Annotated in this window: 22 protein-coding genes; 10 read left to right on the top strand and 12 right to left on the bottom strand. The window is 70.1% G+C overall.

Annotation, left to right across the window (positions count from 1 at the left end; all coding sequences use genetic code 11):
• Positions 1-96: 96 nt before the first annotated feature.
• From ACLBWJ_RS10270 to ACLBWJ_RS10255, 4 genes are read left to right on the top strand one after another with little or no spacing between them, the layout of a single operon-like run.
• Entirely contained in the window at positions 97-858 is a 762-nt protein-coding gene (locus tag ACLBWJ_RS10270) for a hypothetical protein (RefSeq protein WP_447660251.1), read from the top strand.
• Positions 858-1,508: a hypothetical protein gene (locus ACLBWJ_RS10265; RefSeq protein WP_447660250.1), complete on the top strand. Its 651-nt coding sequence runs from the start codon at positions 858-860 to the stop codon at positions 1,506-1,508. Before ACLBWJ_RS10270 ends, ACLBWJ_RS10265 begins: the two co-directional genes overlap by 1 nt.
• Positions 1,508-2,122, top strand: a complete 615-nt coding sequence (locus tag ACLBWJ_RS10260) for a hypothetical protein (RefSeq protein ID WP_447660249.1) — start codon at positions 1,508-1,510, stop codon at positions 2,120-2,122. The genes ACLBWJ_RS10265 and ACLBWJ_RS10260 overlap by 1 nt, the downstream gene beginning before the upstream one ends.
• Positions 2,119-2,349 (top strand): helix-turn-helix domain-containing protein, encoded by a 231-nt coding sequence (locus tag ACLBWJ_RS10255; RefSeq protein WP_323986791.1) that lies wholly within the window; start codon positions 2,119-2,121, stop codon positions 2,347-2,349. Before ACLBWJ_RS10260 ends, ACLBWJ_RS10255 begins: the two co-directional genes overlap by 4 nt.
• A 46-nt stretch (positions 2,350-2,395) precedes the next feature.
• Here ACLBWJ_RS10255 and ACLBWJ_RS10250 read toward each other — a convergent pair whose 3' ends face one another.
• The 3 genes from ACLBWJ_RS10250 to ACLBWJ_RS10240 all read right to left on the bottom strand — a co-directional run bounded on the left by ACLBWJ_RS10250 (position 2,396) and on the right by ACLBWJ_RS10240 (position 4,758).
• A complete protein-coding gene (locus ACLBWJ_RS10250) occupies positions 2,396-2,896 on the bottom strand; it encodes a DUF1269 domain-containing protein (RefSeq protein WP_404568528.1) in 501 nt (166 codons plus the stop codon).
• 105 nt (positions 2,897-3,001) lie between these two features.
• A complete protein-coding gene (locus tag ACLBWJ_RS10245; protein WP_447660248.1) occupies positions 3,002-3,886 on the bottom strand; it encodes an SDR family oxidoreductase in 885 nt (294 codons plus the stop codon).
• A gap of 116 nt (positions 3,887-4,002) precedes the next feature.
• Positions 4,003-4,758, bottom strand: a complete 756-nt coding sequence (locus ACLBWJ_RS10240; RefSeq protein WP_447660247.1) for a DeoR/GlpR family DNA-binding transcription regulator — start codon at positions 4,756-4,758, stop codon at positions 4,003-4,005.
• A gap of 45 nt (positions 4,759-4,803) precedes the next feature.
• On the opposite strand from ACLBWJ_RS10240, the gene ACLBWJ_RS10235 reads away from it, so the two are divergent.
• Complete coding sequence (locus ACLBWJ_RS10235; protein ID WP_447660246.1) at positions 4,804-5,187, top strand: DUF4406 domain-containing protein; 384 nt, start codon at positions 4,804-4,806, stop codon at positions 5,185-5,187.
• A gap of 86 nt (positions 5,188-5,273) precedes the next feature.
• Positions 5,274-5,789, top strand: a complete 516-nt coding sequence (locus ACLBWJ_RS10230) for a septum formation family protein (protein ID WP_447660245.1) — start codon at positions 5,274-5,276, stop codon at positions 5,787-5,789.
• Between the two features lie 96 nt (positions 5,790-5,885).
• On the opposite strand, the gene ACLBWJ_RS10225 is transcribed toward ACLBWJ_RS10230, so the two are convergent.
• Positions 5,886-6,287 carry an arsenate reductase ArsC gene (locus ACLBWJ_RS10225; protein WP_447660244.1) on the bottom strand — a complete coding sequence of 134 codons (402 nt, stop codon included), beginning with the start codon at positions 6,285-6,287 and terminating at the stop codon, positions 5,886-5,888.
• Positions 6,288-6,439: 152 nt separating this feature from the next.
• Here ACLBWJ_RS10225 and ACLBWJ_RS10220 point away from each other — a divergent pair, with 152 nt between their 5' ends.
• Positions 6,440-7,003: a pyridoxamine 5'-phosphate oxidase family protein gene (locus ACLBWJ_RS10220; RefSeq protein ID WP_282501647.1), complete on the top strand. Its 564-nt coding sequence runs from the start codon at positions 6,440-6,442 to the stop codon at positions 7,001-7,003.
• Positions 7,000-7,407 (top strand): GNAT family N-acetyltransferase, encoded by a 408-nt coding sequence (locus tag ACLBWJ_RS10215; protein ID WP_282501648.1) that lies wholly within the window; start codon positions 7,000-7,002, stop codon positions 7,405-7,407. The genes ACLBWJ_RS10220 and ACLBWJ_RS10215 overlap by 4 nt, the downstream gene beginning before the upstream one ends.
• Positions 7,408-7,499: 92 nt before the next feature.
• On the opposite strand, the gene ACLBWJ_RS10210 is transcribed toward ACLBWJ_RS10215, so the two are convergent.
• The 7 genes from ACLBWJ_RS10210 to mbhE all read right to left on the bottom strand — a co-directional run bounded on the left by ACLBWJ_RS10210 (position 7,500) and on the right by mbhE (position 13,738).
• Complete coding sequence (locus tag ACLBWJ_RS10210; RefSeq protein ID WP_447660243.1) at positions 7,500-7,949, bottom strand: hypothetical protein; 450 nt, start codon at positions 7,947-7,949, stop codon at positions 7,500-7,502.
• A 169-nt stretch (positions 7,950-8,118) separates the two neighbouring features.
• Positions 8,119-8,448, bottom strand: coding sequence for a cation:proton antiporter (locus ACLBWJ_RS10205; RefSeq protein WP_282501650.1), 330 nt, complete (start codon positions 8,446-8,448; stop codon positions 8,119-8,121).
• A complete protein-coding gene (locus ACLBWJ_RS10200) occupies positions 8,445-8,702 on the bottom strand; it encodes a monovalent cation/H+ antiporter complex subunit F (RefSeq protein WP_023953776.1) in 258 nt (85 codons plus the stop codon). Before ACLBWJ_RS10200 ends, ACLBWJ_RS10205 begins: the two co-directional genes overlap by 4 nt.
• Entirely contained in the window at positions 8,699-9,061 is a 363-nt protein-coding gene (locus tag ACLBWJ_RS10195; RefSeq protein ID WP_282501651.1) for a Na+/H+ antiporter subunit E, read from the bottom strand. The genes ACLBWJ_RS10200 and ACLBWJ_RS10195 overlap by 4 nt, the downstream gene beginning before the upstream one ends.
• The gene (locus ACLBWJ_RS10190) at positions 9,058-10,578 is read right to left on the bottom strand and encodes a monovalent cation/H+ antiporter subunit D family protein (protein ID WP_447660242.1); all 1,521 of its coding nucleotides are present in this window, start codon (positions 10,576-10,578) and stop codon (positions 9,058-9,060) included. Before ACLBWJ_RS10190 ends, ACLBWJ_RS10195 begins: the two co-directional genes overlap by 4 nt.
• Positions 10,575-10,964 carry a sodium:proton antiporter gene (locus ACLBWJ_RS10185; RefSeq protein ID WP_447660241.1) on the bottom strand — a complete coding sequence of 130 codons (390 nt, stop codon included), beginning with the start codon at positions 10,962-10,964 and terminating at the stop codon, positions 10,575-10,577. The genes ACLBWJ_RS10190 and ACLBWJ_RS10185 overlap by 4 nt, the downstream gene beginning before the upstream one ends.
• Entirely contained in the window at positions 10,961-13,738 is a 2,778-nt protein-coding gene (gene mbhE, locus ACLBWJ_RS10180) for a hydrogen gas-evolving membrane-bound hydrogenase subunit E (protein WP_447660240.1), read from the bottom strand. The genes ACLBWJ_RS10185 and mbhE overlap by 4 nt, the downstream gene beginning before the upstream one ends.
• Positions 13,739-14,008: 270 nt before the next feature.
• On the opposite strand from mbhE, the gene ACLBWJ_RS10175 reads away from it, so the two are divergent.
• On the top strand, positions 14,009-15,523 hold the full coding sequence (locus tag ACLBWJ_RS10175; protein ID WP_447660239.1) for an alanine/glycine:cation symporter family protein: 1,515 nt from the start codon (positions 14,009-14,011) through the stop codon (positions 15,521-15,523).
• On the top strand, positions 15,520-16,674 hold the full coding sequence (locus tag ACLBWJ_RS10170) for a DUF4232 domain-containing protein (protein WP_447660238.1): 1,155 nt from the start codon (positions 15,520-15,522) through the stop codon (positions 16,672-16,674). The genes ACLBWJ_RS10175 and ACLBWJ_RS10170 overlap by 4 nt, the downstream gene beginning before the upstream one ends.
• A gap of 68 nt (positions 16,675-16,742) precedes the next feature.
• On the opposite strand, the gene ACLBWJ_RS10165 is transcribed toward ACLBWJ_RS10170, so the two are convergent.
• Positions 16,743-17,741 carry a LacI family DNA-binding transcriptional regulator gene (locus ACLBWJ_RS10165; protein ID WP_447660237.1) on the bottom strand — a complete coding sequence of 333 codons (999 nt, stop codon included), beginning with the start codon at positions 17,739-17,741 and terminating at the stop codon, positions 16,743-16,745.
• Positions 17,742-17,806: the final 65 nt, after the last annotated feature.

The following is a 17,806-nucleotide window of genomic DNA, read 5'->3' as shown; positions in this document are numbered from 1 at the left end:
TTCGCCGTCGGCATAGCGTTACGCGGGGTTGCGCTCGGCAGGGCCAGACCATAACGTTTGTCGATAACAACGACTATCGATAAGTAGAGGATGCGGATGTCGAACACGTGGGCGGTCGGTCAGATCGTGATCATCGCTGCGGTGGCGCTCGTCGTCGCCGCCGTGCTCTTCATCAGGGCGACGCGCCGCGCGCGTAGTCGCGGGGACGCGTCGCCGGTCGTGAGCCTCGCGCTCTCGCTGTCTGCCGCCTGGGCTGCATTCAGCCTGCTCGGCGCCGTCATCTCGGTGATTCAGAATCTCGCCGCAGACGCGCCGCGCATGAGCGTTCCCGTCGCGCCATTCTGGCCTGACCTGCTTCCGGGTGTCACGATCGACACCGGCCCGACGGCCGAGGTCGTCGGCGGCGGCTTCATGTTCGCCGAGGTGGACGTGGCGGGGGTCAGTCCGCTGGCGCGAGCGCTGTGGACGACCGGGCAGGCGCTGTGGTCGTTGATCCCCGCGGCGATCGCGGCGCTCATCGCCGTGGCTTGCTTCCAGCTGCTCGCCGGGCGCACCTTCGATCGGATCATCGTTCGCATGACGATGGCGACCGCCGTCATCGTCGCTGCCGGCGGGACGGCCGCACAGCTGCTCTCGGACATCGCCGGGAGCATGGCCTCGCAGGAGCTCTTCGCCCGGGAAAGCGCGCGGTGGACCGAGATCCCCGGAGTCGACGATCCGTTCGCCTGGTGGCCGGAAGCGACGCTCAACGTCACTCTGCCGTTCTGGCCGATCGCTGCCGGCCTCGGCCTCGCCGCGCTGGCCGCGGTGTTCCGATACGGCTCACGACTGCAGCGCGACACGGAGGGACTGGTCTGATGGCAGGCACCATCGGGAAGAGGAACATGCCGCCGACCACGTCGATGTACGACATGCCGCGCGGCGATCGGTGGGCGACGCGGACGATGGCGGTGCTGGCCGGATTGATGGGTGTCGCACTCGCGGCGGGTCAGATCCGTGCGGCCGTGACGTACGCCTGGTCGCCCGACGTCACGCTGACCCTCCTCGCCCAGCAGGAGCTCCCGGTGGTCGCCGGCCGAGGCGTCGCGACGGCGAACATCACAAGCGTCGCACTCCAGGCAAGCGAACTCGCATCGTCGACGCGAGCCCTCTTCGCCGCGGGTTCGATCGCCCTCGGGATCACCGCGGTCCTCGTCGCGGCGGCGCTCTCCTGGTTCCTCCTCTCGATCAGCGCCGAGCGTCCACTGCGCCCGGCCCTCCGCCGCTTCTGCACGATCGCCGGGTGCGCGCTGCTGTTGGGCCCCGCCGTGAGCACGTCGCTCGCCGGCTTCGCATCCATGGAGGCGGCGTTCCAGTTCGGTCCGGCCTTCGACGACCTCCTCCTCCCGGGATTCAGCGCCTCGACCTGGGGAATGGCGCTGCCCATCGTGGGAGTCAGCGTGATCTGCCTGGGATTTCTGCTGCGACGGATGGAACGTCTCGAGCGCGACACGGAAGGACTGGTCTGATGCCCCGCACCCGCGGACCCCGCTCGGATGCCGCCGACGCCATCGCCGTCCTGATGCTCGGCCTCGGCGCCGCGATCACCGTCGTGCTCACGGTCATCGCGCGCTTTATGAACGTCTTCCGCGAAGCGGGCGTCGCCTGGAGGATCGACATCGACGACGAGCCGTTCTCCGCCTCCGTCGGGTCGGGCGCGGGATACGTCGACGGCATCGTCGAGAACGCGCTCGTCATCGCACCGGAGGTCGACGGCGGCACGGCAGTCGCGCTCGCCGGCTCGATCATCGCGTGGGGCGTCGCATCGCTCGTCGTGATCGCCGCGGTGATGTACGTCGCGCGGAGCTTCCTGCGCGGGCGGCTCTTCGTTCCCGCCACGGCACAGGCCTTCGACGTCATCGGGTGGTCGATCGTCTCGGGCGCGCTGGTCATCCTGGTCCTCGAGAACATCGGGCGCAACGGCATCCTCGCCGCTCTCGGGGTCGATGACGTCGAGCCGCTGCACTTCCTCGACTTCTGGGCCTACGCGCCGGCCTGGGCGATCGGCGTGGCCGTCGGCCTGATCGCGATCGCGTTCCGCCGCGGCGTACGACTGCAGCGCGACACCGAGGGACTCGTATGAGCGCGGCCGACGATGACGGACCGAGCGGGGTCCATTGCCGCCTCGACGAGCTGCTCGCCGAGCGCGGAATGACGCTGACCCGCCTCTCCGAGATCGTCGGAGTCTCGGTGGTGAACCTCTCGGTGCTCAAGAACGACCGAGCCCGCGCCATCCGCTATTCGACCCTGTCGGCGATCTGCCGAGCGCTCGATTGCGAGATCGGCGACCTGCTGGTGCGCGCCGACTGAGCAGCGAAAGGGCCGGGGTGCGGCGAACGGCACCCCGGCCCTCTGCTCACGGTTGCCGCGTGCCGCTGAGGTCGTGGATCAGCTCCCGCTCGTCCTTCTCCGAGAGCGAGGTCTGCACGACGGTGCCGTGGTAACCGGCGAGCGCCGATGCGAACTTGTCCGTCGTGATCTTGGTGGCATAGAGCACGACCGCCGATTTTCCGGCGGACACCGCCGATTTCACGCGGTCGCGGAATTCGGCATCCAGGTTCGTCTTGTCGAGGCCGGCGAACAGGGCCCCGAACAACCCGCCGAAGACGAGCCCCGCGATCGGGACGAAGAAGAGGATGCCGATCAGAGCGCCGAACAGCGCTCCGCCCGCCGCGCCCGCGCCGACCTTGCCGACGACGCCGGGGTATTCGACCTTCGTCTTTCCCTCGTCGTCGACCTTGACCAGAGCCAGCCCGGCGAGCTCGACCACGAGGTCATTCTGGAGCACCTGGATTTCGTTGTACGCGGCTTCGGCGTCCGCTTCGCTGTCGAATGCAATCACGATCAAATCGGCCATGAAATCCCTCGTTTCGTGTTGTCTGTCCCCTCGAGGCCGACGGTATCCCGGCACGTGAGGAGCAACAAGGGGGGCCGCCGACGCGCGAGGCCCCTCTGCGACCGGTCAGCTCAGGCTGAAGCCGCCGTCGCTCGTGAGCACCTGACCGACCATCCACGCGCCTGCGGGGCTGCACAGCCACCCGATGAGCTCCGCGGGGTCCTGCGGACGGCCCACGCGCCCGAACGCCGTCGTGCTCAGCCAGGCGTCGAAGTCGTCGAGCGAGCGGTCGGTCGTGTCGGGATCGAGGTAGCCGGTGTTGACCGGTCCGGGATTCACGGTGTTGAGCACGACGCCGAGCTCGAGCAGCTCGGCGGCCACCGTTTTCGTGACGCCGGCGAGGGCGGCCTTGCTCGTGGCGTACGCCACCTCGCCGATCATCGGCCCGTGGATCTGTCCGGACGTCATCCACACGACGTGCCCCTGCGGCGCGTCATAGGGCTTCGCGCCCGCGATCCGGTCACCCGGCCGGCGCGGCGTCGCGGGCGTCTCCGCGAAGCGGCGCGCGAATGCCGCGGTGAGGAGGAGGGTGGCGCGGGTGTTGACGTCCCAGAACGCGTCGAGACGCTCCGGCGTCATATCGAGGATGCTGCCGTCACCGCCGCTCTTGGCGTGGTTGCAGACGAGGATGTCGAGCGCGCCCGTCACCGTAGCCGCCTCGTCGATCAGGTCGGCCGCTGCCGTCGCGACGCTCAGATCCCCGGCGATGTCGGCGAAGCGAGCATCGCCCACGAGGTGGGAACGGATGCCGGCGCGCACGGCGTCGAGGTCGTCGCCACCCCACGGCAGGTCGAGGTCGTGAGGCCGGTGATGGTGCGCGATCACGTTCGCGCCGAGCCCGGCGAGAGTCGTGGCGACGGCGAAGCCGATGCCCCGACGGCGAGAGACGCCCGTGACCAGGGCGGTCTTACCGCTCAGTGGAAGAGCGCGTGCAGAAGAAGAAGCGTGCATGGGTGAACCTTTCGATCGCGTCGTCCTCGACGCGTGGATGGGGATCGGAAGCGGTTCACCGGCATTGCATGCGGCTCAGCCTAGCGAGCAGCCGCGACGGCGTCACTCGGCGCGTGTCACCCGGCGCGGAGCAACGGAACGCCGCGGCGGTCGAGGGCCTCCAGGCTGGTGGCCGGAGCCGCGAGATCGACGATGACCCCCGTGACCTCGTCGAACGGCAGCACCGCGAACGGCGACACCGCACCGATCTTCTCCTCGCTGCCGAGGACGTAGGTCTCGGCAGCGCGTTCGGCGAGCACGCGCTTCATCGCCGCTTCGTCGGCATCACCGGTGGTCAGGCCTGCGTCGGCGTGGATGCCGGTGACTCCGAGGAGGAAGCGGTCGGCACGCACCATCCGGGCGGCCTCGACCGCCGCCGCGCCACTGGCGACCGCCGAGTGCTTGAAGAGCCTCCCGCCGATGATGATGACGTCGGCCGCGTGGTCGAGCAGCGCCCCCGCCACGGTCGGGCTATGGGTGACGATCGTGCAGATCAACGCGGGATCGACCGCCCGCACCGTGGCGAGGGCGGTCGTGCCGCCATCGACGATCACCGTGCTGCCCGGTTCGATGAGGCTCGCGGCGAAGCGGGCGATGCGCTGCTTGCTCTCGGTAGCGACCGCCTGGCGAGACGCGTAGTCGGCGACGGCCGGCGACGCCGGAACTGCGCCCCCGTAGACGCGCACGGCGAGGCCGGCAGCATCCAGCTCCCGAAGGTCGCGGCGGATGCTGTCTTCGGACACCCCTAGTTCGGCTGCCAGTTCCTTCGCGACGATGCGGCCGTCGGCGCGCAGCCGTGCAAGCAGGAGGTCCTTCCGCGATGCAGCGAGCATTCCGACTCCTTCATGTTTGTGCACGTTTATGCATACTATCGAGGCATGACGGTTCACGCCACGACCGATTCCCTCATGATCCTCATCGCCGGACCCTATGCCTCGGGCACCGGCGGCGATCCCGCCCTGATGCGGCGCAACCTCGACCGCCTGGAAGAGGCGGCATGGCCGCTCTTCGAGGCCGGACACATCCCGATGATCGGTGAGTGGGTCGCGCTGCCCGTCCTCGCGAGCGCGGGAGCCTCGGGCCCCACCGACCCGCTCGCCGAGAAGGTGATGTACCCGGTCGCCCATCGCCTGCTGCGGCGTTGCGACGCGGTTCTCCGCCTGCCCGGAGAATCGCGCGGCGCGGATCAGGATGTCGCGATCGCCCGAGAGCGCGGCATCCCGGTCTACACGGCCCTCCGCGATGTGCCCGGCGTGGCGTGAAGCGTTTCATGCATCCCCCGGATGAATACTCAGGAAAATCATCAGGGTTTCCCAGAAACAGCCGAAACTGGCTAGAGTCGTTCGACGTGAACGCTCCTCGTCGACTCCTCGTCCTGCCCGCCGCCGCACTGACCGTCGCTCTGCTCGCGACCGGTTGCTCCACGCTCAACGCCTTCACCGGTGGCGGAGCCGCCGCCCCCGTCCGCGACGAGTCGGGCGCGATCGCCGAGTCGAACGAGAGCACCGACGTCTTCGCGATCCGCGTGGGCGACTGCATGCTCGACTCGGGCACGGCCGACACCGAGGTCACCGAGACCCCGACCGTCCCCTGCGGCGCGGCCCACGACCTCGAGGCCTACCACGCGCAGGACATCGAGGCCGACGAGTTCCCCGGCATCGAGGCGGCGCAGACCGAAGCCGAGCAGGTCTGCTACGACGCGTTCGCGCCGTTCGTCGGCATCTCGTACGAGGAGTCGGTCCTCGGGTACAACTACTACGTCCCCACCCAGGGCAGCTGGGACGCCGGCGACCGCGAGATCCTCTGCCTCATCGGCGACCCGCAGGGCCAGGTGACCGGCACCCTCGCCGGCGCCGCGCGCTGACGCTTTCCGCCCCCGCCCTCGAAGCGGCCGGCGCGATCGCCCGCTGTGGACATCCGTCCCTGGCGGGCGATCGTCGTTTCCGGCGGGAGGGCGCCGTCAGATGAGCTCGTCGACCAGCGCACGGATGCGTTCGCGGATGTCGTCTCGGATCGGGCGGACGGCATCGATCCCCTGCCCCGCGGGGTCGTCGAGCTTCCAGTCCTCGTAGCGCTTGCCGGGGAAGAACGGGCAGGCATCCCCGCATCCCATCGTGATGACGACGTCGGACGCCTGCACGGCTTCTGTCGTGAGGACCTTCGGCTGCTCGGCGGTGATGTCGATGCCGAGCTCGGCCATCGCCTCGACCGCGACCGGGTTGATCCGATCGGCGGGCATGGACCCGGCCGAGCGGACCTCGATGCGATCACCCGCGATGTCGCGGAGGAACCCCGCGGCCATCTGCGAGCGTCCCGCGTTGTGCACGCAGACGAAGAGGACGGAGGGCGTGGCGTCGGTCATGATGCCTCTACTCTCCCGCATCTGCGCCGCGACAGGCCACTTTGGGAGGATGAGGTCATGGACGACGCCATCCCCATCGACCTCGACACCTGGCCGCGCCGGCGGCATTTCGACCTGCGCGAGCTCTTCGCCGACGTCGCGTGGCTCGCGGCATGAGCGCGTTGCGGGAGTGGCTACGCTCGCAGCCCTCGCTGACGGGCACACCTCCGGTGTTCGACACCGACCGGCTCCCCGCATCGCCGGTGACGCTGTTCGAGGAGTGGATCCACCAGGCGGCGGCCGCGGGTGTCGCCGAGCCCCACTCCGCGACCCTCGCGACGGTCGACGCCGACGGCATCCCCGATGCCCGGACGCTGATCGTCAAAGACGTCGACGACCGCGGCTGGGCGTTCGCGAGCACACGATCGTCCGCGAAGGGCGGGCAGCTCGCAGCGCAGCCCGCAGCAGCCCTCGCGTTCTGGTGGCAGCCGGTCATGCGGGCGGTGCGCGTGCGCGGGTCGGTCTGTGAGGCGAGCGCGGACGACACCGCAGCCGACCTCGCGGCACGGTCGGAGGCGGCACGCCGGGACGTCGCGGAAGGCGACTGGGCGCTCTGGCGCATCGAGGCGACCCGCGTGGAGTTCTGGCAGGGATCGCTCGACCGTCGCCACACCCGCGTCGTCTACGAACCCGACGGGACGACCTGGCGGCACACGCTCCTCGGAGGTGCAGCGTGACCCTCCACTACTCGCTCACGCCGCCCACGGCCGCCGAGTTCGCCGCGCTCTACGCCGAGACGGGCTGGGCCGAGTGGTCACCCGAGACCTTCGAACGGGCCCTCGCGGGCAGCTGGGTCGTGTGCTCGGCGCGTGACGACGACGGCAGGCTCGTCGGCATCGGGCGCCTCATCAGCGACGGTGCGCTGCACGCGTTCGTCACCGAGATGATCGTCGCGGAATCGGCGCGGGGCGGCGGCATCGGGAGCGAGATCCTGCGCATGCTGGTCGACGAATCACGGCGGCGCGGCGTCGACGACATCCAGCTCTTCGCCGCTCGCGGCCGCGCGGGGTTCTACGAGCGCCACGGCTTCGCGCCGCGCCCGGCAGACGGCCCGGGCATGGACGTCGTCGCCGACGGCTGACCCCTCCGCCGAGCGGTCGACTCGCCAAAAGCTGCGGATGCGCGGGGTGCCGGATCCGCACATCGTGGCGACTCGACTGACGGTGGCGGCGCTCAGAACTGCGACGCGGCAGCGGCGGCGTGAATGCTGCGGTCGCGGATCTCGTGCCAGGTGAGCGCGACGTTCCCGACCGGGCCGGCCGCCGTTCCCGCGACCTCTTCGACGCGGTCGAGCAGACGCCGGGTGTCGGTGCACGAGCTGATGTCGACGACCGCGACATCCACGTAGCGGCCGCGCGCCCGTTCGAGGTCGGCGTGCAGCCGGGTGGCGAGCGCGGCAGCAGCGGCATGCATCTTGCGTTCGGGGATGCGGTCGGCGTGCCGCAGCAGGACGACCAGGTTGCGCAGGGCGACGAGACCCGACGCGTGAGCGAGGAGGGATTCGTAGCGCTGCTTGAGCTCAGCGCGCGAGCGGCGGACCGTCGGCTCCGCCTCCAGATCCACCGTCCACACCAGGCAGGTGGGCTCCCCCTCCGTGGCGAGGGACGCGATAGCTGCCGCCATCGGTTCTGGTCGGTCACCGGCGACAGCGATGCGGGGGTTCACGGGGGCCCTTCGGGTAGCGGTCATCGTCTTGCCGACCAGACTTCCCGGCGCACCTGCTCGGCCTCGCGGCCGAACTCCCTCACCATATGCCACGGCGCCCGCACCCCGGGCCGCCGCACCGCGCGTGTCATCCGTCCTCATCGAGAGCCGCGGTATCGGTGCCTTCGGTGAACCGATGCCCTGAGCTGACCGCGGCGCGGGCGATGACGATGGCCGCCACCGCCGAGGTGATCAGCTGCAGGAGCACGGCGAGCACGACTTTGACGACGTTGTCCACGGTCGGAACCTGCAGCACCGCGCCGACCGTGATGAACGCGACGCCCAAGCCGGCGGCGGTGGCGACGGCCGAGATGCGCGCGTACGGGTCGGGGAAGCGGCGCAGGCCGACGGCGGCGACGACGAAGATGAGCGCGCCCAGCAGGGCGATGATCTGACCGATGAGCTCGAGGATCGTCATCGACGTCCTCCCGTCAGCGCGCGCGCGAGCGAGACCGCGGCGAGGAAGGCGACGAGGGTCGCGACCAGCACGAGGTCGAACGTGCCCTCACGCGCCAGGCGTACGCCGACGAGCGCCACGAGCCCGACCAGGCTGAAGGTGAGCAGGTCGGCGGCGATGACGCGGTCGGCGGGGGTCGGGCCGCGCAGGATGTGCACGACGGACGCGATCATCGCGATCGCGCATCCCGCCGCGGCGAGGTCCAGCAGGTTCATCTCGGTCCTCCCAGTGCGACCGCGCGCGTCATCCGGCGGTCCATGTCGGCGAAGTCGGCCAGCGCCGAATCGGGGTCGCGGTGGTACAGCGAATGCACGATGACGAAGCGCGCGCCGGATTCATCGCGTGCCGCGCCGAGGGCCAGCGTGCCGGGAGTCAGCGTGATGAGGACGCTGATCGCGGTGACGTGCAGGTCACCCGCAGGCCCCAGCGGAAGCCGCACGACGCGTGGCGTTGCGGCCAGCCCCGGGCTGAGGATGTCGCCGAGCACCCTCACCGATGTCAGCGTCAGCTGCGCGGCGAACCAGCAGACGAAGGCCGCGAACCGGAAGGGCAGAGTGAGGATGCTGAGGATCACGGCAGCACCGCCCCGACGTAGGCGGTCGTATCGAGCAGGCCGGCGGCGGCGACCTCCGCGAGGGCGAACAGCCCCTGCGCACCGAGCCCGAGGGCCAGGGTCGCCGCGGCGAGCACGACAGCAGGCGCCGCGAGCGCTGCGCGGGTCGTGGTTCGCTGCGCCACCGCGAGCCCCCCGCGCCCGACCGGATCGCCCGGCTCACCCGGCTCACCACCGGTGACCGTGCGGGCGAAGACGGCGTTGAAGATCTTCAGCATCGACAGCAGGGTGATCAGGCTCACCACGATCGCGATCACTGCCGCCGCGACCTGTCCGTCCTCGATCGCCGCGACGAGCAGCATGAGCTTCGCGAAGAAGCCCGAGAACGGCGGGATGCCGGCGAGCGACAGCGCCGCGACCCCGAAGGCGACCATCAGCACGGGTTCCCGGCCCACCCGACCGCGCAGGTCGTCGAGGCGATCCGTCCCGAATCGGGTCTCGATCGCGCCCGCAGACAGGAACAGCGATGCCTTCACGATCATGTGGTGAAGCAGGTAGAAGATGCCGGCGGCCAGTCCCAGGGGCGTGAACAGCGCGACGCCGAGCAGGATGTAGCCGATCTGGCTGACCATGTGGAAGGCGAGGATCGACCGCATCCGGTCTTCCCCCACCGCGCCGAGCACACCGATCAGCATCGTGGCGCTGAAGACGGCGACGCCGATCCAGAGGTAGGTCTGGTCACCCTCGAAGCCGACGGCGTAGATGCGGTAGATGGCGTAGATCGCGACCTTCGTGTGCAGACCCGAGAACATCGCGGTGATGGCCGGCGACGTCGACGGGTATGCGCGGGCGAGCCATCCGTGCACGGGGACCACGGCGGCTTTCATCGCGAGCGCGAAGAGGCAGACCCCCAGCGCTGCCGCCACCAGAGGCGACTCTTGAGCGGCGCCGGCGAGCTCGGCGAGGTTCACCGTGCCCGCCACGCCGTAGACGAGCGCCACCCCGGCCAGGAAGACCGTGGAGACGAACAGGTTGAAGGTGACGTAGAGCCGCGAGCCGGTGACCGACTCGTCGGTGCCGCGACCGCGCCGCGAGAGCACCAGCAGCCCGTACGAGGGCAGCAGCATGACCTCGATGAAGACGAAGAGATTGAACAGATCGGCCGTCAGGAGCGCGCCGTTCACGCCCGCCGTCAGCACGAGGACCAGTGCGGGGAAGAGCCGGTTGCGACCGGTGTCCGCGACGATCGCGAAGACGACGCAGACGAGGGTGAGCAGCCCCGCGACCGTGAGCATGAGGGCGGAGAAGGCGTCGGCGACGAACGGGATGGCGATGCCGTTGGGCCATCCGCCGATCCCGTGGGCGACGACCGATCCGTCGGCTGTGGCCCACACGAGCCCGGCCGCCGCGATGAGGTTCGCCGTCAGGACGGTCAGGAGCAGGACGATCGCCCACCGATGACGATGGCGCGCGAACGCGGCGACACCGCTCGCGAGCAGAGGCACCGCGACGATGAGCGGAAGCAGAGCGTCGTTCATCGGCGTCCTCCTCGGGTCGGGGCCGGGGCCGCGGCCGCGGCCTTCGCATCGTCGGGCCCTGCATCGTCGGCGCCCGCATCCTCGAGCCCGGCGTCTTCGGACGGGTTGCCCGTGACGGCGAGGACGAGCAGGTAGATGGTGATCGCGAAGGCGATGACGATCGCGGTCAGGACGAACGCCTGCGGCAGCGGATCGGCCGTGGTCGCCGGATCCAGCGCCTCGCCGAGCGGCTCCTCGCGCGAGTCGATGCCGCCGGCGCTGAACAGCAGCAGATTGACCGCGTGCGAGAGCAGCACGAAGCCGAGGATGACGCGCAGCCGGTCCTCCTGCAGCAGCAGGTAGACCGCTCCGGCGACGAGCACACCGATGGTGAGGGCGAGGATCACCGGACGCTCCTTTCTGACGAACGGTCGGTTCGGACCGCTTCGGCGGGAGACAGACCGAGGCGATTGATGGCGGCGAGGATGACCCCGAAGACCGCGAGATACACACCCAGGTCGAAGACGAGGGCCGTGGTGAGGTGCAGGCTGCCGATGTCGAAGTGCAGCGGCCGGAGGAACGAGCCGTCGAGAAGCCCCAGCAGACCGGTGCCGACCGCGATGACGACGCCCGCTCCGGCGATCGCCAGGTACGAACGCTCGATCCGCGGGATCTCGTCGCTCGGGGCGGCGAGGTAGATCAGCGCGATGGCCGCGGCGCCGATGAGGGCCGCGATGAAGCCGCCGCCCGGGTCGTTGTGACCGCGCAGCAGCGCGTAGGCCGACCCGACCACCATCACGGGGGCGACGATGCGTCCCACAGTGGTGAGAAAGACCGCGTTGGCGCGGGCGTTGGAGAGCGCGGCGGAGGTTCCCTCCCGCACCGGGCGGTCAACGGCTCGACGTGCCTCGAGAAGCGCCGTGATCGATACCGCTGCGATACCCAGGACGACGAGCTCGCCGAGCGTGTCGAGCGCTCGGAAGTCGACCAGGATCGTGTTCACGATGTTGGTGCCGCCGGTCAGCTCCTTCGCCTCGCGGAGGAAGAAGGCGGCGACATCCGAGATCTCGCGGTGTCCGGTGAACACGAGCGCGGCGAGCGTCGCGGTCGCCCCGGCGGCGAGCGCGGCGATGACCGCGAGCACGCGTCGCCGCGGGCGCGACGGGCGCAGGCGGCGCGGCATCCGGCGCAGTACGAGCACCATCACGACGACGGTCAGGATCTCGACGAGGAGCTGCGTCACCGCGACATCCGAGGCCCCCAGAACCAGGAACCACAGCACGACGGCGAACCCGGCCACACCCACGCTGATGATCGCGGTCAGGCGGCGGGTGGCGACCGAGACCGCGATCACCCCGGCCGCGACGAGGAGGAGCAGGAGCAGATCGAGCACGAGGAACGGCTCGTCGTAGCGCGGCCAGCCGCGCCACATCGCGGGAAGCGCTGCGGCGGCGGCACCGATCAGCACGATCGGCACCACGAGGTTCGCGGCGGGGGCGTCGGAGCGCGTCAGGTCGCCGACACGACGGCCGAGCGCGATGATGCCCCGCTGCGCATACTGGACGGCGAGGACGCCTGACCACCGCTGCGGTGTCGGCGGCACGGGCGTACCGCGCAGCCGGAGGCCGACCAGCGTTCCGAGCACGATCGCCGTCACCGACAGCAGCAGAGCCGCGTTCACACCGTGCCAGAGGTAGATGCCCGAGACGGATACCGCGTCGACGCGCGCCGCCCCCGCTGCCGCGGGTCGCACGAGGGGGTCGAGCAGCGGTGCGCCCGCACCGAGAGCCAACCCCAGGATCGCCGGGACGGATACCGCGACCGACATCGTTCGCGTGTCGCGCCAGGCGCGTGCCTGCGGCCCGTGCTCACCGGGCTGAGCGGCACCGAGGCGACCGGGCAGCAGGGGAAGCACCAGTCGCAGGCTGTACGCCACCGTCAGCACGGCTCCAGCGGTGGCCACGATCGCGAGCGTCCATGACAGCGCAGGCGAAGCCGCCGTGAGGAACGAGTCGAGAAGCAGCTCCTTGCTGATGAAACCGAGCATCGGAGGGATGCCGGCCATACTGACCGCCGCGAGGATCAGCATCGCGGCATCCCAGCGCAGCATCCCCCACGATCCGCGGAGCTCGGTCAGGATCCGGGTCCCGGTGCGCTTCTCGACCAGTCCTACGCCCATGAAGCCGGCGGACTTGAACAGCGCGTGAGCGACCACATGCGCGCTCGCCGCGAGCATCGCCGTCGGCGTGCCGACGCCGATCACCGCGACCAGGAGGCCGAGCTGACTGACTGTCGAGTACGCCAGCAGCTCCTTCATGTCGGCGCGGCGAACCGCGAAGAACGCCCCCATGAGAGCTGTCCAGAGCCCGACGCCCACGAGGAGCGGCGACCAGATCGCCGCCGCGGACGCGGCTGGCGCGAAGAGCATGAGCAGGAAGATCCCGGCCTTCACCATCGCCGCCGCGTGCAGATAAGCGCTCACCGGGGCGGGCGCCACCATGGCATCCGGAAGCCAGGAGTGGAACGGGAACTGCGCCGATTTCGTCATGGCCGCGAGGGCGACGAGCACCGCGACGACGGTCGCGAATCCCGGGTCCTCGCGCCACAGCGGGTGGGCGAGGGCGGCGGTGAGCTCGGTCGTGCCGGTGCGCGCGATCAGGGTCACGACGGCGGCGAGCAGGGCGAGACCGCCGGCGGCGGTGACGAGCAGCGTGCGCGTCGCGGGCTCTTTCGCCGCGGGGCCCGAACGGAGGATCAGCAGGTACGAGCACAGGGTCGTCAGCTCCCACGCCACGAAGAGCACGACGAGGTCGTCGGCGAGGACGAGGGTGAGCATCGCCGCCGCGAACGCCGTCATCAGGCCGTAGAAGCCCGGCGAGCGAGGCTGACGCAGGTACGAGGACGAGTAGACGAGCACCACCGCGCCGATCGCGAGCACCACCACGGCGAACAGCAGCGCGAGCCCGTTCAGCCGCAGGCGTAGCGCGACATCGAGTGCCGGGATCCACGGCAGTGATTCGCGGACGACCTGCTGCGGATTCCACACCGAGATGACGAGCCCGAGCACCGCGAGCATGCCGGCGGCCAGAGGCCACCCCGCGTGCCGTCCGGTCAGCCGCACGAACGCGGGGGCGAGCGCCACGAGCAACCAGGCTGCGGCGACCGCGACGAGGAGGGTCACGCGCGCCGCCGCCCGGTCAGGGCGTTCGCGGGCGCGCGGCAACAGAGGGCAGGCAGGACAGTGAGCACGGATTCTCCGGGTTCGATCGACGACTACGTGCCGACCAGACTTCCCGGCTCACCAGCTGACAGCGTACCGGGGGCCACCTGGGGAAATCAGGTGCGCGCGGATGCTTGACAACGCGGTCATGAGTCATTTCTCACCGGCCATTCCGAGCTGATCAGACGCGTCCGCCTCGCACGGGGTCGTCGAGTCGTCATACTGGCGAGCATGGATTCGACGGGCATGGATGCCGTGAACGACTGGCTGCTCACGTGGGGCGACCACCTCTGGACCTGGATCGTCCTCCCGGTCGTGGTCCTCCTCGGGCTCTACTTCACCGTTCGGTCGGGCGTCGTGCAGTTCCGTCTGATCCCCGAGATGTTCCGCACGCTGACCGACAAGACGCCGCAGACCGCGGACGGCAAGCCGCAGTCGGTCTCCGCCTTCCAGGCCTTCACGATCTCCGCGGCCTCCCGCGTGGGAGTCGGGAACATCGCCGGCGTCGGCACCGCCATCGCGGTGGGCGGCCCGGGCGCGGTGTTCTGGATGTGGGTCATGGCGTTCGTCGGCGGAGCGTCGAGCTTCATCGAGTCGTCGCTGGCGCAGCTGTTCAAGACGCGCGACCGCGGCAGTTTCCGCGGTGGCCCGGCGTACTACATGCAGCGCGGGCTGGGCGCCCGGTGGCTCGGCATCCTCTTCGCCGTCATCCTGATCGTCTGCTTCCCCTTCGCGTTCAGCTCGCTGCAGGCCAACACGATCTCGGCCACCATCAGCTCGAGTGTCGGGGGCGATCTGCCCTGGCTGCCGTGGATCATCGGGGCGGGCATCGCGCTCCTCACCGGGCTCGTGGTGTTCGGCGGGGTGCGCCGCATCGCCTCGGTGACGCAGGTGCTCGTGCCGATCATGGCGCTCGCCTATCTCGTGCTCGGCGTGATCGTCGTCGCGCTGCACCTCGATCGGATCGGGCCGGTGTTCGCCGAGATCTTCACGTCGGCCTGGGGCTTCAACGAGGTCGTCGGGGCCGCGTTCGGATACATCGTCCTCACCGGCGTCAAGCGCGGCATGTTCTCGAACGAGGCGGGGCTCGGCTCGGCTCCGAACGCCGGCGCGAGCGCCGCCGTGACTCATCCGGTGAAGCAGGGCCTCGTGCAGACCCTCGGCGTCTACTTCGACACATTCCTCGTGTGCTCGGTGACCGCGTTCATCATCCTGGTCTCCGTCCCCGATCTGGCCGGAGCTACACGGGGAATCGACCTGACCCAGGGAGCCCTCGTCGACACCCTCGGTGAGTGGTCGAACATCGCCCTGAGCATCATCATCTTCATGCTCGCGTTCTCGTCGATCCTCGGGAACTACTACTACGGCGAATCGAACATCGAGTTCATCTCGACCAACCGCGCCGTGCTGACGGGGTACCGCGTGCTCGTCGTCGCCGCCGTCCTCGGCGGATCGGTCGTCGGAGCCGACCTCGTGTGGAACTTCGCCGACGGCGTGATGGGGCTGATGGCGCTGACGAACCTCATCGCGATCGCGTTGCTGTCGGGCATCGCGTTCCGCCTTCTCAAGGACTACACCGAGCAGCGACGCGCCGGGCTCGACCCCGTGTTCACGCGGGAACGGCTGCCCGACGTGCGCGGCATCGAGTGCTGGGAGGACGAGCTCACCGTCACCGGCCCCATCGACCTGCCCGTGCGTGCACGCCAGGCCGCCAAGCACCGCGACCACCTGCACGACCGCCGATGACCCGGCGACTCGTCGCCGCCGGCGGGCTCGCCGCGGCGCTCTGGGCGGCCGTCGCGCTGACCCGCTGGGGCTTCTCGCGAATCCCGAGCGGAGCCGCGCAACTCGCGAACCTCGTGCCCCCCGTCGTGCCCGCGGGTCTGATGTGGGGCGACAGCGGTCCGTGGCTGGTCCTGAGCGTCGCCATCGGCGCGGTCGCCGTCGGGCTCGTGTTCCTCTGGGTCACGACCCTCATGCACACGCGCAGCAGCCTGCTCCTCGCGGCGTGGTTCGCGGCGGTCGCGGCAGGGGCGCTGGTCGGACTCGCGCTCGACCTCGGTGCCGCGTGGAGCTCGCTCGCGATGTTCGGCCCGCGGGGGCTCGTCGTGGGCGAGTTCGGCGCGGCCTCGGCATCCGGCGCTCTGTGGGGGCTCGCGGTCGGGTGGCTGCCCGGCCTCGTCGCCCGCACTCGGGACACTCGCATGCCGGACGCACGCATGCCGGCAGACGTCGCAACACCGCGATCGCGGCCCCTGCTGTGGATCGGCTCCGCCGCCGCGGTCGCCACCATTGCGGCGGCCGGCCTCGGCGCGGGAAGCGATGCTGCACGAACCGCCGCCGTCAACGACGAAGTCGCCGCTCAGCAAGAGGCGGAGGCCGCCGTGACGTTCGGGGCGATGCCCGATCCCGCCGCGCCTGGGGTGCCGGTACCCGAGACATCCGGGACCTCCGCGCCGACCGATCCGCGATGGTGCACGGAAGACCGGGCCATGGTCCTGAAGGGCGAACCGGATGCCGCCACCGGTCACCGCGGGATGCCCATCCGGCTGATGAACTTCTCAGAGGAATCGTGCGTGATCGAGGGATACCCCGACGTCGCGTTCGGCGACCAGAACGAGCATCTGCTGACGGTCGAGCTCACCCCTGGCAGTTCCTTCATGGCGCAGGATCCGGGGCCAGAACGCATCGAGGTGCCGGCGGGCGGGTACGCCGTGGCGTTCCTCGGCTGGGACGGCGCCTCGACTCACGGAGCGCTCGTCACGAAGCGGGTCTACGCCGCTGCAAGCCCGGGCATGACGCGCGGCTCGTGGCCGATCGAGCTCGACATCGTCGAGGGCTCCACCGTGGCCGTCACCGCCTGGGAGCTGGATACCACCCCGACCGGCCAGGAGTAGCCGGCGGTCGACTCGCCAGGGAACGCGGATGCCGGGGCCCGGGACCCGCAGATCGTGGCGACTCGACGTCAGGAGGCGGAGGCGGGAGCGGCGGTCGACTCCCGCCAGACCACGTGCTGCAGCGGCTCGGTGGGAGACGGCGCCTGCTCGCCCCGCATGAGGGCGATGAGCCGGTCGGCGGTGCGGCGGCCGAGCTCGACGTAGTCCATCGACACGCTCGTGAGCGACGGCACCTGGAACGCACTCGTCGGCGAATCGTCCCACCCGGTCACGCTGACATCCCCCGGCACGGTCCAGCCTCGCTCGAGCGCGCCCCGGACGACGCCCGTCGCGATGAAGTCGTTCGCCGCGATGACGGCGAGCGGCAGTGAGTCGCCATCGAGCGAACGGATGGCGTCGAGGCCCGACTGCGCGCTCCAATCGCCCTCGACGACGCCGACGGACTGCACGCCTAAGCGAGCGACCGTCGCTTCATAGGCACGACGTCGTGCATCCGCCGATGGGTAGCTGCGCGCGCCGGTGATGTGCAGGAACCTCCGGTGCCCGAGCTCGGCGAGCCGCTCGACCATGCTCTCGAGTGGGTGGACGTCGAGCATTTCGCCCGAGACGCGCATGTCGTCGTCGAACTCCTCGAGCGTCAGCACCGGCACGTTCGGGTCGACCCGCGCGAGGTCGCCACCGGGGACGGGTGCGTAACAGAGGATGCCCTCGAACTGACGGGAATCGATCATCTCGAGCAGTCGCGGTCGACGCTGGTCCGGCGCGTTGGGAATGCTCTGAACCTCGACCTCGTACCCGGCGGCACGGGCCCGTTCGATCGTGCCGGCGATCAGCGGAGCCGAGTGGAACGCGGTGATCGGCAGCACTGCGGCGAGACGGCCCGTTCGCGTCGTGCGCATCGAGCGGGCGGCCAGGTTCGGCCGGTAATCGATCTCGCGCGCGGCCTCCAAGACCCGTTCCCGGGTGGCCGCGGAGATACCCGCGCGCCCCGTGAACACCTGCGAGACCGTCGATTGCGAGACCCCCGCGCGGGCGGCGACGTCGCGGCTCGTGGGCCGTTTCCCCATGACTGCCTTTCTTGGCATGTGACTTTACCGGCCTTCCCCACGGACGGCCTCCTGCGATTGATACT

Source organism: Microbacterium sp. M4A5_1d, from assembly GCF_053345465.1.
Note: the sequence above shows the minus strand (reverse complement) of the source record. Positions and strands in the feature narration are given on the sequence as shown.

What these genes read in the sequence shown, in the direction of transcription:
- ACLBWJ_RS10255 (WP_323986791.1), top strand. Translation starts at nt 2,119, where the DNA reads ATGAGCGCGGCCGACGATGACGGACCGAGCGGGGTCCATTGCCGCCTC.
- ACLBWJ_RS10260 (WP_447660249.1), top strand. Translation starts at nt 1,508, where the DNA reads ATGCCCCGCACCCGCGGACCCCGCTCGGATGCCGCCGACGCCATCGCC.
- ACLBWJ_RS10235 (WP_447660246.1), top strand. Translation starts at nt 4,804, where the DNA reads ATGACGGTTCACGCCACGACCGATTCCCTCATGATCCTCATCGCCGGA.
- ACLBWJ_RS10205 (WP_282501650.1), bottom strand. Translation starts at nt 8,448, where the DNA reads ATGACGATCCTCGAGCTCATCGGTCAGATCATCGCCCTGCTGGGCGCG.
- ACLBWJ_RS10210 (WP_447660243.1), bottom strand. Translation starts at nt 7,949, where the DNA reads ATGGCGGCAGCTATCGCGTCCCTCGCCACGGAGGGGGAGCCCACCTGC.
- ACLBWJ_RS10200 (WP_023953776.1), bottom strand. Translation starts at nt 8,702, where the DNA reads ATGAACCTGCTGGACCTCGCCGCGGCGGGATGCGCGATCGCGATGATC.
- ACLBWJ_RS10175 (WP_447660239.1), top strand. Translation starts at nt 14,009, where the DNA reads ATGGATTCGACGGGCATGGATGCCGTGAACGACTGGCTGCTCACGTGG.
- ACLBWJ_RS10245 (WP_447660248.1), bottom strand. Translation starts at nt 3,886, where the DNA reads ATGCACGCTTCTTCTTCTGCACGCGCTCTTCCACTGAGCGGTAAGACC.
- ACLBWJ_RS10250 (WP_404568528.1), bottom strand. Translation starts at nt 2,896, where the DNA reads ATGGCCGATTTGATCGTGATTGCATTCGACAGCGAAGCGGACGCCGAA.
- ACLBWJ_RS10190 (WP_447660242.1), bottom strand. Translation starts at nt 10,578, where the DNA reads ATGAACGACGCTCTGCTTCCGCTCATCGTCGCGGTGCCTCTGCTCGCG.
- ACLBWJ_RS10165 (WP_447660237.1), bottom strand. Translation starts at nt 17,741, where the DNA reads ATGGGGAAACGGCCCACGAGCCGCGACGTCGCCGCCCGCGCGGGGGTC.
- ACLBWJ_RS10265 (WP_447660250.1), top strand. Translation starts at nt 858, where the DNA reads ATGGCAGGCACCATCGGGAAGAGGAACATGCCGCCGACCACGTCGATG.
- ACLBWJ_RS10170 (WP_447660238.1), top strand. Translation starts at nt 15,520, where the DNA reads ATGACCCGGCGACTCGTCGCCGCCGGCGGGCTCGCCGCGGCGCTCTGG.
- ACLBWJ_RS10220 (WP_282501647.1), top strand. Translation starts at nt 6,440, where the DNA reads ATGAGCGCGTTGCGGGAGTGGCTACGCTCGCAGCCCTCGCTGACGGGC.
- ACLBWJ_RS10240 (WP_447660247.1), bottom strand. Translation starts at nt 4,758, where the DNA reads ATGCTCGCTGCATCGCGGAAGGACCTCCTGCTTGCACGGCTGCGCGCC.
- ACLBWJ_RS10270 (WP_447660251.1), top strand. Translation starts at nt 97, where the DNA reads ATGTCGAACACGTGGGCGGTCGGTCAGATCGTGATCATCGCTGCGGTG.
- ACLBWJ_RS10225 (WP_447660244.1), bottom strand. Translation starts at nt 6,287, where the DNA reads ATGACCGACGCCACGCCCTCCGTCCTCTTCGTCTGCGTGCACAACGCG.